This is a genomic window from Streptomyces melanogenes, assembly GCF_014649795.1.
In the GTDB taxonomy this organism is placed as follows: domain Bacteria; phylum Actinomycetota; class Actinomycetes; order Streptomycetales; family Streptomycetaceae; genus Streptomyces; species Streptomyces noboritoensis.
Genome location: NZ_BMTS01000007.1, coordinates 41,309 through 53,902 on the forward strand (window position 1 = coordinate 41,309; position 12,594 = coordinate 53,902).

The 12,594-nt window shown below is 69.5% G+C and carries 12 protein-coding genes and 1 pseudogene; 1 reads left to right on the plus strand and 12 read right to left on the minus strand.

The genetic code is table 11. From position 1 onward, the window contains the following. Window positions 1–139: 139 nt before the first annotated feature. The 11 genes and pseudogenes from IE252_RS16835 to IE252_RS16885 form a co-directional block, all read right to left on the minus strand. Window positions 140–919, minus strand: coding sequence for a maleylpyruvate isomerase N-terminal domain-containing protein (locus tag IE252_RS16835; protein ID WP_190090232.1), 780 nt, complete (start codon window positions 917–919; stop codon window positions 140–142). A gap of 76 nt (window positions 920–995) precedes the next feature. Next, window positions 996–1,661, minus strand: coding sequence for a nitroreductase (locus IE252_RS16840; RefSeq protein ID WP_190090233.1), 666 nt, complete (start codon window positions 1,659–1,661; stop codon window positions 996–998). A gap of 33 nt (window positions 1,662–1,694) precedes the next feature. Next, window positions 1,695–2,315, minus strand: coding sequence for a DUF6629 family protein (locus IE252_RS16845; RefSeq protein ID WP_190090234.1), 621 nt, complete (start codon window positions 2,313–2,315; stop codon window positions 1,695–1,697). An 81-nt stretch (window positions 2,316–2,396) separates the two neighbouring features. Continuing rightward, on the minus strand, window positions 2,397–2,927 hold the full coding sequence (locus tag IE252_RS16850) for a hypothetical protein (RefSeq protein ID WP_190090235.1): 531 nt from the start codon (window positions 2,925–2,927) through the stop codon (window positions 2,397–2,399). Then, entirely contained in the window at window positions 2,924–4,993 is a 2,070-nt protein-coding gene (locus IE252_RS16855; RefSeq protein ID WP_190090236.1) for a hypothetical protein, read from the minus strand. The genes IE252_RS16850 and IE252_RS16855 overlap by 4 nt, the downstream gene beginning before the upstream one ends. Beyond that, window positions 4,993–5,439, minus strand: coding sequence for a hypothetical protein (locus IE252_RS16860; protein ID WP_190090237.1), 447 nt, complete (start codon window positions 5,437–5,439; stop codon window positions 4,993–4,995). The genes IE252_RS16855 and IE252_RS16860 overlap by 1 nt, the downstream gene beginning before the upstream one ends. A 204-nt stretch (window positions 5,440–5,643) precedes the next feature. Further along, window positions 5,644–6,333 carry an antibiotic biosynthesis monooxygenase family protein gene (locus IE252_RS16865; protein ID WP_190090238.1) on the minus strand — a complete coding sequence of 230 codons (690 nt, stop codon included), beginning with the start codon at window positions 6,331–6,333 and terminating at the stop codon, window positions 5,644–5,646. A gap of 312 nt (window positions 6,334–6,645) precedes the next feature. Next, a complete protein-coding gene (locus IE252_RS16870) occupies window positions 6,646–7,287 on the minus strand; it encodes a TetR/AcrR family transcriptional regulator (RefSeq protein ID WP_190090239.1) in 642 nt (213 codons plus the stop codon). 37 nt (window positions 7,288–7,324) lie between these two features. After that, window positions 7,325–7,999, minus strand: coding sequence for an SGNH/GDSL hydrolase family protein (locus IE252_RS16875; RefSeq protein WP_190090240.1), 675 nt, complete (start codon window positions 7,997–7,999; stop codon window positions 7,325–7,327). A 96-nt stretch (window positions 8,000–8,095) separates the two neighbouring features. Further along, window positions 8,096–9,420 (minus strand): annotated as a pseudogene (locus tag IE252_RS16880) (cytochrome P450). A gap of 98 nt (window positions 9,421–9,518) precedes the next feature. Then, window positions 9,519–10,547: a C40 family peptidase gene (locus IE252_RS16885; protein WP_190090241.1), complete on the minus strand. Its 1,029-nt coding sequence runs from the start codon at window positions 10,545–10,547 to the stop codon at window positions 9,519–9,521. 310 nt (window positions 10,548–10,857) lie between these two features. Here IE252_RS16885 and IE252_RS16890 point away from each other — a divergent pair, with 310 nt between their 5' ends. Further along, on the plus strand, window positions 10,858–11,619 hold the full coding sequence (locus tag IE252_RS16890) for a class I SAM-dependent methyltransferase (protein WP_229848461.1): 762 nt from the start codon (window positions 10,858–10,860) through the stop codon (window positions 11,617–11,619). 51 nt (window positions 11,620–11,670) lie between these two features. On the opposite strand, the gene bla is transcribed toward IE252_RS16890, so the two are convergent. Further along, entirely contained in the window at window positions 11,671–12,594 is a 924-nt protein-coding gene (gene bla, locus IE252_RS16895) for a class A beta-lactamase (RefSeq protein ID WP_190090243.1), read from the minus strand.

The window sequence follows — 12,594 nt, forward strand, 5'->3', positions numbered from 1 at the left end:
CCATCGCGTCACTCTCCTTGACGATGAAGGAGGGCCGGGCCGGTGTGCCCGGCAGAACGCCCACTGTGCCCCGTCGGTCGCGGTCCCCTCCACCGCCGTTCCGCTCAGCGGACCGACGGTGGAGGGATCCGGCCGCGTCCTACTGCTCCGGCTCCCAGGCCTGGAGCAGGTCGAAGAAGCCCGGGTCGCCTTCGAGCTTCACGGACTCCACGGGAATCCGGCCGTACAGGAAGAGGACCAGCTCAGAGGCCGTGCCCCAGACCGAGGTGTTGGCAGCGGTGGCGGGCACCGCGCCGGCCTCGGGGAGAGGGGTGGTCCGTGCGCCGTCGGCGGAGAGCGAGAGGCGCCAGGAGCGGCCTTCGGTGGCGTGGAGGTCGACGAGAACAGGCTCGTGCGGCCAGGCGCTCGGCGTCGCGATGCAGGTGAACAGGAACTCCTCGACACCGTCGAGCGCCACCTCGTCGGGCAGCGGCTGCGGGGCACCTATGGTGATCTCGGCGTCGTACGTGTGCACCGCCATCTGCTGGAGCTGGTGCCGGGCGACGGCACCGCAGGTCGGCGGCGACTGCGACGCGCCCCACCACATCCAGACCCCGCGATCCGGGCCGGCCTCCCGCAATGCGTCCAGCAACTGCTCCGTGGACTCGGCCAACCAGGCCACCAGCGCCTCGCGCTCGCGCGGCGCTGCCGGGGTGCCCTCCGCTGATGCCTTGGCCGTGGCGTCGGGCCCCGCGGCGACGGTGGCGGCCCAGTCGCGGCGCCCCTCGCCGATGTGCTTCACCAGATCGAGCAGGGTCCACTCGGGGCAGGTCGGCACCTGTGCGTCGAGGCTGGGTGCGGAGGCGACCGCGGCGCGGAAGGCGGTCGATCGTTCGGCGATAAGCCGCAGCAGATCGGGGAAGGTCAAAGTGTTTTGCACGGCCCACTTCTATCACCGCGCTCCGACAATCGGACAGCGATTTTCACCGCCGCTGCGGAGGGCGCGCCCGCGTCCGTCACACGCCGACGAAGCTCACCGTTTCTGCCACCTCCGCCCGCCCCGTACGCAGCCGTGGCACGCCTTCCTTCTCGAACCCCACCGCGACACCGCAGAACAGTACGAGCCGGTCATCGGCCGCGACTATCCGGCTGACGGTCTTGCGGTACATCGTCCACATCACCTGGGGGCAGCTGTGCAGCCCTTCCGCCCTCAGCAGCAGCATGACGGTCTGCAGGAACATCCCCGCGTCCCCCCACTGGCCGGGGCCCATCTCCCGGTCGAGGTAGCAGAACAGGACGAACGGCGCCCCGAACGCCTGCGAGTTCAAGGCGGCTATCTTCCTGGGCCTGTCGGGATCGTCGCGTTCGATCCCCAGCGCCGCGTACCGCTGGGTGGCCGCCGCGGAGAAGCGGTCGAGGTACGGCCGGGTCAGGTCGGCCGGGTACATCGGATACTCCCGCTCGTCGCCGGGGTCTCCCGCCAGCGCCCTGGCCGTCGCGCGCCTCTTCAGTTCGGCCAAGGGCTCACCGGTCACCGCATACAGGTGCCACGGCTGGAGGTTCCCGCTCGACGGCGCCCGCGTCGCCGCGACCAGCACGCGTTCGAGTATTTCCTTGGGTACCGGCTCATCGCTGAACGCCCGCACGGCCCGGCGGCTGTCCACGGCTTCGTACACATCCACGTCTTCGTCCTCTCGCTCAACGGCACCACCTCTCTACCGTGGCGGACGACGCCTTCGCACCCAGAGCGTCAGGACCACCGAGCACACCGCGGCGAACGCGCACCACGTCGAGACGTACTCCTGCCGCCACAGCGCGAAGGACACCGCGGCCCCGACAGCGACCAGCACACCGAACAGGACCAGACCCCGGTCGCCGGACAGGAGCAGGGAGCCGATCGTTGCCAGGAGGTAGCCGGCGACGACCAGTTGCGCCTGCGGCAGCCCCAGGGAGTATCCGACGGTGTGGCCACGGATCTCGGCCGTCACGGTGCGGGTCGCCAGCGCGTAGGCCAGCACAGCCGCCGTCGCGACTCCCGCCGCCAGGGGGACGAACAGACGGCGGCGGGCGCCCGGCGGCGCGGCGCAGAGCACGGCCACCGGCACCCACAGCGCCAGCAGGGGCAGCGCGATGACGGCCCAGGCGACCGTGGCGGGCCCGGTACCGCCGTCGCCGTGCCAGACCGCGGCCTCGATGATCTGATGGGCCCCCAGCAGGAGAGGCAGCGCGGCGAGCGGCAGGTCACGGGGGTTTCGGGCCGCCAGGGTCACGGAGACGGCCCCCACAGCCATGATGCCCGCGCCCGCAACGAGGTCGGCCGTCGCGCTCCAGCACATGGCGGCAACGCTACAGCCGCGCTGGGGCTGGAGCGCGCCGGGCGCACTGCTGTCACTACGGCGAGTGCCCCGCCCGACGCGTTACTTCCGGCAGCCCTTCGCCTCCATGGCCTTCGGCAGATAGGCGCGGAGGAACGCCTCCATCGCCTTCCTGCGGTCGGCGGTCCCCTTCGGCACCGGATGTTCCGAGGTGAGGTCGACCAGGGTCACGAACTTGTGGCGTCCGCCCTGGTACGTGCAGACGGCGACCGCGACCCCGCCCTGGTCCGCGATCCGGGCGTCGTCGCCGACGGCGGCCTTCTGCGGATTGCCCATCCGCGCCAGCGCGTCGCGCTGTACGGCGACCGGATCGGTGTCGGCATCGGTCACGTCGTCGGTGACGTACACCGCCTGCTTCTTGTCCACCGAGACGGAACAGGTCGAGCTCTCGGCGCTGAGGGTCTTCGTGGACTGATCCAGCTTCTCCCCGTCCGGCAGGAGCGGGGCCAGCGGCTCGGATCCCACGGTGACGCCGCACAGCGCGTCGGGCACGGTGTAGTCGTCGGAGGAGGAGCACCCGGCGAGGACGCTGAGCGCGGCGGCGAGCACGAGGCCGCGGATCGTAGGGGTCACTGGTCGCCCGCCAGACCCTGGGCCGCCGCGTTGCCGTTGAGCGCGGCGGTGCTGGCCTCGTTGGTCAGGGTGTACGCGTTCTTGCCGCTGTCGGGGTTGACCTTGTCCCACTGCTCGGCCAGTGCCTTGAGCTGGCCCTCCCGGCCGACGAACACCTTGCCGTTCTGCTCCTGGATCTCGTGGTTGATGCGGGCCTGCTCGTCGAGCTGCCACTGGTAGGTCAGCGCGTCGACCCCGCGCTGCGCGACGTCGCCGACCCCGGGGATGAAGTTCACCGCCGCGCCGAAGCCGTGGTACATCCACTTGGCGTCCCACGACGGGTCGTGCTTGTCCGTCTTGAGCGCCTGGTAGCGGGCCTCCTCCAGGAAGCCGGTGGTCTGCCCGGCCCGCTGGAGCGTCTCGTGCGGGTCCTTGGGGTGGTCCTGGTAGATGTCCCGCACCATTTCCTGGTTCATGAATTCATTGAGCTTTCCGTACGAGTCCTGGCTGCGCGACACCTGTTTGGTGACCTCCAGGAGCTGGCCCCGGTCGAGCAGCTTGGGGTCGTTGGGGTCGTTGGCGAGCGCGCTCATCGAGTAGTGGACCTCGTCCGAGTGGTTGCCCAGGACGATCGCCATGTCGTCGCGCAACTCGGGCGCGAAGTCGTCGCCCGCGGCGGACAGGTACCTGAGCGAGCGGTCGAGGACCTGGCGGTGCTCCGGGGTGTGGTCGACGGGCCGGGCGTTCGGGTCGTTGGGGTCCACTCCGGTCGCGGCCGCGATGAGCGCCTTGCCGGTGGCGTCCTTGGACTGGTTGGCGTCGCCGTGGTTGAGCGGGGTGTCGTCGAAGGCGCGGCGGTCCTTGAGCACGTACTCGGCGTTGTCCTGCGGGGCGGTCGCGTTGAAGAACTGGGTCGCCGCGTCGGGCGACCTGGACAGGGCGGTCATGAAACCGGTCATCGGGTCGCGGCCGAACTCCTCGCCCATGAAGTTCATCTTCGGCATCGGGGGCCCGCCGACACCGCCGTTCCAGTAGTGGTCGGGCAGCTTCATCTTCTTCTCGGTGGACACGAGCGCGTTGCCGTAGCCGTTGAGGAAGGTGTCGTCGTAGTCGCCGACCCGCATCAGGTTGCTCATGAGCTGGAAGCCGTACACCTGGGTGCCGCGCGTCGTGATCTGCTGACCGCCCAGGCCGATCATGTCCTGCTCCCACAGCTGCATCGCGGTGCTGCCGGTCCGGGTGGCCCCCGCCAGCGTGAAGCCCAAGTTCTTCTGCAGCTCGCCCAGTTGGTCCAGGCGGGCGCGCTGGAGGCTGCCGCCGTCGGACGGGTCGGAGAGGTCCGCCCAGAAGTCGAGGGCGCCGCGCGCGCCAAGGGTGGTGGTGAACTTCTCCTGGAACAGCGGGTCGTTCTTGTACGCACCGAGCTGACGGGTGAGGTTGTCGAACTCCTCGGGGGTCATGTCGTCCCCCTTCTTCTTGATGAGGTTCGCCAGGTCCTCGGCGTCCTTGAGCGCCTTGGCCGCCGCGTCCCGGTCGCCGTAGGAGGCGTCGGAGAAGCCGAGCGGTGTCTGGCCCGTCAGGGCGCTCAGCACCTGCGCGGCGGTGTTGTCGCTCTCGGTGGCCTTGGCGAGGATGCGCTGCACCTCGTCGCGCAGGTTGTCGACGTCGGCGATGGAGTGCTCCGGCACCTTGGTGCCCTTGGCGGCGCGGTCCGGGTGGATGTTCATGGTGACGGTGAAGCCGCCCTTGCCCGTGCCCACCACGGTCAGGTTGTTCTTCAGGCCGTGCTCGATGGCCTCGTTCAACTTCTGCTGCCAGTCGACGAGTTCGTTGTACGTGTCCTGGAGGATGTTGCGGATGCTGGTCGCCTCGGTGACGGCGTCGCCGAACTCCTTGGCGGTCCGGGTGATGAACTGCCGGGTGACCGTGGCGTTCACCCCGGCCCAGTTCGCCTTCTGGGACTTGCCGTCCAACTGGTCGTGGGCGTCCGTCCGCAGCGACTCCAGCTTGCTGATCATCGCCGTCCAGTCGGAGACGGCCGTGCCGAGCGGGGTGAAGTTCCCGAATCGGAGCGCGTCGAGTTCCATCAGCCCTGCTTCCCTTCACCGAAGGCCCGGTTGAGGTCGAGCGCGCTGAGGCTGGTGACGATGTGGTACTCGTCGCCCGCGTGGGCGTTCTTGGTGTAGTCGAGGTGGTTGGAGATGTGTGCGCAGGCCTGGAGCAGGCTGTTGACCTGGTTGTTCCAGTGGTCGGCGAGGAGGGTGAGGGCGGCGCCGAGCGCGAAGTCCGTCTTCATGGCGGCACCGGCGGCGGTGGTGCTCTGCTTGGCGTGGTCCCCGTCGGTGTCGAGCCGCTGGTAGAGCTTGAAGGCCTCGTCGCCGACGCTGGCCAGGTCGCCCTGGCTCACCACGAGGTCGCCGTTGGGCGAAGGGCCCCCGCCGTCGTCGGGCACCCTGTTCAGCCGCGTCCGCGCGGCGTCCTGCTTCTCCGCGGCAGTGGTCTTCAGCTGCGCCCACTCCTGGTCGAACGACACGTTTTCCCCCATTCGAGCGTCCACGGATCGAAAAGATCTGGCCGCATCCTACGGACGTGCGCAAGGGGCTGCCGCAGAACTGGGGAACAGGGTGCCGCTGGGGCGCGGCCTTGCGGAACGCCCGGCTCCTGTGAGGGAACCGGGCGTATCCGTCTCGTACTGCGCGGTGTCGTGCGGGTCAGGCGAGCGGCACTCGGCTTCCTGTCACTCCCCGGCCGCGCGGGTGTGGACCACCTGGTACGTGTTGGAGTCGACCGAGGTCAGGAGCGAGCCGGTGCGCTTCTCGGCGTCCTGGCGGGCGGCGGGCTTGTCGCCCTGCTCCACGGCCTGGTAGGCGTCGAACGCCTCCTTGTTCTCCCACTGCGAGTAGGAGACTACGAAGGAGCCCTCCAGGCCGCGGGCGGCGATGCCCTTGAGGACGGTGTGGGAGACATAGCCGGGGATGTCATTGAGGAACTTCATGGACGGGCCGAGCGCGTCGACCAGGTCGTCCTGGTTCTTCTCCTCGACGCCGAAGACGGTGATCACGGTGTAGTCGCCGCGTGCGGGGGAGATCTCGACCTTGTCGCCGGACTTGGCCTGGGAGTAGCCGATCTCGTTCTGCAGCAGGCGGATCGAGGTGGTCAGCTCGCCGAAGAGCGGGAGCGTACGGTGCTCGAACTCCTCCTTGTTGTACCGGTCCTCCAGATCGGCGCGGCTGCGCCACTGGATGAAGTTGGCCGTGCCCGGCTTGTCCACGCCGGCGTGCACGGTGGAGGACATCCAGCCCGGGTAGGCGGCCGAGTCGACGATCTCGCGCATCGCGCCGAGCAGGCCCTCCTGCTTCTCCGGGGCGTCCGTCGTGAAGATGTTCAGGACGGTCAGGTTCTTGTCTTCAGCGGAAATCTTGGGCATGTCTCTTCGCTTCCTGTGAGGTACGGGTCGCAAGGCTGGGGACCAACTCAGCGGGACCGGCCGAACCCTCGGTCGAGGACTCCGGCGGGCAGCCCCTCCTCGAACAGATTGGCCCGGGCGGTGCGGCGGGCGGGAGAGACCGGCTGATCCAGGGACTGGCACTCCCCACCTAGGGACCGGGGGCGTCCCCGGTCCCGGGAGGCGGCGTTTACCGGGACCCGCGAGGTGCACGTTCTGGTCCTCGCACGGCTCCGCCACCGCGCGAGATGCGCTCCGTACCTCTTGCGCCGAACGGTCAGGCGCGTGGAGTGTTCAGGCCGCCTTGAGGAGGTCTTCCACGGTGCGGCGCACCTTGGTGATGACCTCTTCGTCTCCGAGGCGTAGCGCCGTGTTGGCCGCGCAGAGTACGGAATCGATCTGGAAGACCGCGAGGTCGATGTCGAGTTCCGCGATCTCGCGGGATCCGACGGCGGTCCGCACTTCCTTCGCGAGGGTGGCGAGCCATTCCTGCTGGTGGTGGAGCAGGGCGTCGCGGATCGGTCCCGGCTTGCTGTCGAAGCGGGCGATGTTCGCCATGCGGAAGCAGCCGCCTTCGAAGAGCGGGGTTGTGGCGTAGCCGATCCAGTGCTCGATCAGAGCGCGCAGCCGGTCGACTCCGGGAGCCGCTTCCTTCGCGGGGCGGACGACCGCGTCGATGAACATCTCGCGCGCGTAGTCGATGGTCGCGAGCTGGAGCACTTCCTTGGACCTGAAGAGGGTTTGGATGCCCGCCTTGCTCATGCCCGTATCGGTCGCGAGACGGCCGAAGCTGACGTCGTCCAGTCCGTCGAGGGAGGCGATGTCGACGGCGCGCCGCAGTGCGGTCTCACGCGCTCGTGCCCCTTTGAGGAGGCGCTTGTCAGTGATCGACGCCGTGTCTGCTCGCGTGACGATCGTTCGCGCCCCAGTGACCATACGGTCGATCGTACTGGTTGTCCTGCCGCACCGGCCTTCAGGGCGTGCGCTGGGCCAGGGAGGCGGCCAGCGTCCTGACCATCTCGCTCGTCAGGACGGCCTGGCCCGACGTGGAGAAGTGGATGCGGTCCGCACTCAGCAGGTTCTCCCGGGAGTTGACGGGGTGATCCCACATGTCGACGACGACGGCGTCGTACTCGTCGGCAAGGGTGCGTGTGAGGTCGTTGAGGGTGAGCACGCGCTCCGTCCAGTCGGGGAAGACCGGCACGACGTAGGAGCGCCCCAGGGTGAACGTCGTGAGCTGCGCGCCCGTCTCGGCCGCCAGGTCGTACATCTTGCGCATGTTCTGCTCGATCTCCCCGAAATCCGGCGAGCGGCGCAGGAGGTCGTTGGCGCCGCACGGGAGGTGCAGCAGGTCCGGGACGAAGTCCCGCACCCCGTCGATCTGTTGGTCGAGGGTGTCGACCGTCGTGGCGCCGATCACCGCCGTGTTCAGGTACGCCAGATCGGGCCGCACCTGCCGCAGGATGTGCGCGAACCGATCGGACCAGCCCAGGTCCCCGTAGCCGACGCTCTTGTCTCCCGTCCCTGCGGAGAGGCTGTCCCCGATCACGGCGTACCGCTGCCAGGGGGCGTCGAACAGCATCGCCGCGGCGTCGAGTGTGGCCAGGCAGTACGGGTCGGTCTCCTCGGTGAGGGATGTCGAAGTCATGAAGAAAGAATGCGGTCGACCGTATGTAATGTCAACGGGCGTTCTCTCGCCATGAGCTGACGAAATGTCAGAGATCCCGGGTCCGTGCGGTTCCGGCTAGAAGTTCCGAGGCACCGTCATACGGATCCCGTCCCGTGCCCACAGCACGAACCGTTCCACCGGCGTCACCTCGCGCCCCGGCGCGGGCAGGAAGCGCAGGCGCTTGAGCAGGACGGCCAGGACGAGCTGGGCCTCGACCGTGGCCAGGGCGGCGCCCTCGCAGCTGCGGGGCCCGATCCCGAAGGGGACGTACGCGAGCCGCGGCCGCTTGGCCACCTCCTGCGGCGTGAACCGCTCGGGGTCGAACCGCTCCGGCTCGGGCCAATGCTCGGGGTTGAGGTGCACCGCCCAGAACGGATAGAACACCGTCGTCCCCGCAGGGATCTCGTACGGGCCCAGGACCAGGTCCTCGGTCGTCTCGCGCGCGCCGTACGGGCCGGGCGGGAACAGGCGCATCGACTCCTTGAGCACCCTGTCCAGATATGTGAGGCGCCGCAGATCGCCGTAGTCGGGCGCGGCGCGTTCGCCCAGCACCTGGTCCAGTTCGGCGGCGACGCGGTCGGCCGCGTCGGGGTCGCGGCCCAGCAGGTGCAGCGTCCACGAGACGGCGACGCCGGTGGTGTGGTGGGCGGCGAGCAGCGTCACCATCACGGTGTCCCGGATCCGCGCCGGGCTCTCCCCGGCCTCGAGGAGCGCCCCGATCAGGTCGCTGCGGTCGGTGCGGCCGGTCGAGCGGTGTGCCGCCACCACACGGTCGACCGTCGCGCGCAGATACGCGAGGGCTTCATCGGCCCGTTCCGCCGAGCGCGGGTCGGCCCGCGGTACTTGGTAGAGCCGCCCGAGGTGCTCGGTGAGCACGTCCTCGAACGCGGCGACGACGCGGTCCGCGTCCGTGTCGATGTCCGCGTCGCCGAGCGCGAACCCGCAGATCATACGGAGCGACAGCGCGGTCAACTCCTGCTGCAGCTCGATGGGTTCGCCGTCGGGCTGCCGGGCTGCCCGGCCCAGCGCTCCGCGAGCTCCCGGGCCAGCTCCGTGAAGCGCGTGAAGTGCCGCTCGTGGGCAGGACGTCCGGCGAGCACCGAGAGCAGCAGTCGACGCCAGGGCGTGTGCGCGTCGGCGGGGAGTACTTGCAGGTTGCCCGCCTCGCACAGCGGGTCCAGGAACGCGAACAGCTCCTCGGGCCGCTTGTCGACGTGCGCCGTGGCCTCCAGGAGCACGGGGTCGGCAACCGACACGGCGGTGTCCGCGCCCGGCAGTTGGAAGCGCACGACAGGTCCGTACGTGTCGTGCAGGTGCAACTGGTAGCGGTGCAGCCCGCCCGCGGCCGCGACGGCGCTCCGCCCGCCGTCCTGCTGGTGCTCGGGTCCGGGGATGCGCATGACGTGCCTCCTGTCCGGGGTGCTGCCGACGGATCCGTCCGAGGATCCCTCGACTCGGCCCTGCCGTCAGCAGTGTCCCCCGGACACCCGGGGCGCGGTCAGATCCTTCGGGCGCCGTAGAAGCTGCCGAGGTAGCTCATCTTCTCGTAGCGGACGAAGGCGCCCGGCTTCGGGGCGTGCAGCACCATGCCGTTGCCCGCGTAGATGCCGACGTGCAGGAGGTTGTTGAAGAACACCAGGTCGCCGGGGGCGAGCTGGCTGAAGCTGACCGGGCTGCCGTCGTTGATCTGCGTGTACGTGACCCGCGATATGTGGACGTTGACCTGGGCGAAGGCCCACTGGGTCAGGCCCGAGCAGTCGTACGAGTCGGGGCCTTCGTGGCCGGACTGGTACGGCTTGCCGATCTGTGTGGCGGCGGCCTGGAGGGCGGCGTAGCCGCGCCCGGACCCGGGCTTCTCGCTGCCCAGGTTCACGCGCTCGCCGGCGCCACGGCTGGCGCGGTTCTCGTCCTGCTTGAGCTGGGCGCGCTCGGCGGTGGTGAGGGTGTTGAGGAGCTTCTGCGCCTCGGCGAGCTTGCCCTGGAAGGCCTTCTTCTTCTCACCGGCCGTCTTGCGGACGTCCGCCAGGTCGGCCAGCTTGCGGGTGGCTTCGGCGCGCTTCTGCGCCAGCGCCCGCTGCTTGGACTGGATGGTCTCCAGGGCCTGCGTCTGCCTGGCGCCCAACTGGTCGACCGCGGCCGCCTTGTCGAGGTAGCTGTCCGGGTCGGCGGAGAGGAAGAGCGAGACGGACGGGTCGATGCCGCCCGAGCGGTACTGGGCGCTGGCGAGCGAACCGATGCCGTTGCGCAGCGCGTTGAGCTCGGCCTGCCCACGGGCCACCTGGTCCTGAAGCGCCGTCACCTCCTTCTGGAGGGCGGTCTGCTTCTCGTTGGCCCCGTTGTACTCCTCGGTGGCCTTCTCCGCCTGGTGGTAGAGCTCGTCGACCTTCGACTTCACCTCGTCCTTGCTCGGCTTGGCGGGCGCGGCGTTGGCGGCCTGCGAGCTGAGCGCGACGGCCGCGGCGGCGGTCGCCGTGAGCACGGTGACACGGGCGCGGTTCGGATTCTTGGGACGACGGTGGGACCCCACGGAGGGCAGCTCCTTCTTCCTCAGAGCCGCCGAACTACGCAGACATGGCGGCCCCTTCGCGGACACCCCGAATGAGTGACTGATCGCGCGAAGGTTCGAGATATGACCTTAGTGACCAAGCTGTGATCTGTTCAAATCCCTGTGAGCAAAATCTGCCTCACGCAGCACAGTTTTTACACACTTCGCACACGCGGTACGGGTTGGCGGCCGAGGTTGGCCCTTGCGTCGACGTGCGCCGCTACATATCTTGCCGATGTATCGGATCGATACATCAAGCAGGCTGCTGGCGTGGGGAATTGAGATGAATCGCATGGCTCACAGCTCGTCGTTCGGTGCGGCGGCGGGCGCCTACGCCGAGCACCGCCCGGACTACGCACAGGCCGCGGTGCGCTGGGCACTCGAACCCGCGCCCGGCCCGCGGGTGCTCGACCTCGGCGCCGGGACCGGCAAGCTCACCGGCACGCTGCTCGCACTGGGCGTCGACGTCGTCGCGGTCGAGCCCGACCCGGCGATGCTGGCCGAACTGCGCCGCGCACTCCCGGCGGTGCGCGCCCTGCCGGGCAGCGCCGAGGAGATACCGCTCCCGGACGCGTCCGTCCACGCCGTGGTCTCCGGCAACGCCATGCACTGGTTCGACATGGACGTCGCGGGACCCGAGATCGCCAGGGTCCTTGCGCCCGGCGGGGTGCTGGCAGGCCTGTGGAACGTCTTCGACGACCGGGTCGAGTGGGTGGCCGGGCTCGCACGGGTCAGCGGGAGCGCGGCCATCGGCCCGCGTGACGTGCCCACGAGTTGGCGGAGCGAGACGGCCGCCATGCACCTCCCCAGGAAGGGCGGGGAAGCCCGGTTCGGCGCGCCCGAACAAGCGGAGTTCCCGCACGGGCAGCGCCGGACCGCCGACTCCCTCGTCGCCACCCTCGCGACGAAGGCGGGAATGCTGGTCATGCCGGAGCAGGAACGGGAAACCCTGCTGGGCCGGGCCCGGGCCTATCTCGCGAGCCGGTCCGAGACCACCGACGGCGAGTTCACCCTCCCGATGCTCACCAGCGTGCTGCGCGCCCGGCGGCTGTGACATCCAGCGTTCGGCTCGGCGACAGGCACCCGGAGCCCGGCCGACTTGCGCCTATGACACCGCACGAGCCACCACCGCAGCCGCGTCCGCGATCAGTTTGTTGTCGTAGTCGGCGTCCTTGGACCCGCGGTTCGTCAGGATCGCCATGACGATGGGCGCGCCGTCGGGGGGCCAGACCACGGCGATGTCGTTGCGGATTCCGTAGACGCCGCCCGCGCCGGTCTTGTCGCCGACCGTCCAGCCCTTGGGGACTCCGGCCCGGATGAGCTCGTCTCCGGTGGTGTTGGTCCGCAGCCACCGCGTCAGCTGGGCGCGTTCAGGCGTGCCCAAGCGGTCGCCGACGACGAAGGCGCGCAGGTCCTGGGCCAGCGCGCGGGGCGTGCTGGTGTCCCGTACGGTGCCCGGGGTCCACTGGTTGAGGTCCGGCTCGCGGCGCTCGACGCGGGTCACCGCGTCGCCCGTCTGCCTGAGCGCGCTCTCCAGGCCCTTCGGGCCGCCGAGCGCGTCGAACAGCAGGTTCCCGGCCGTGTTGTCGCTGTAGCGCACGGCGGCGTCGCACAGCTCGCCCAGCGTCATCCCGGTGTCGACGTGCTTTTCGGTGACGGGCGAGTTGGCCACCAGGTCCTCCTTGGAGTACTTGACCAGCTTGGCCATGCCATCCAGGGAGTACTTCCGCAGGACGGCACCGGCGGCGAGCGCCTTGAACGTGGAGGCATAGGCGAACCGTTCGCCGTCGCGGTAGGCCACCTCACGCCCGTTGGCCGTGTTCACCGCGTACACCCCGAGCCGCGCCCCGTACTTGCGCTCCAGGTCCTTGAAGTCGGCCACGGGTGCTTTCGGCTTCGTGTCAGGCCATGTCGTTGTGGCCGGTGACGACGACGCTCGGCCGTCTGCCTGGGCGCAGGCAACCAGAGGAAGAGTGGCGAGCAGGACGAGCCCGCCCAGCGCGGTACGTCGTACGCGTAAGAACTGCAT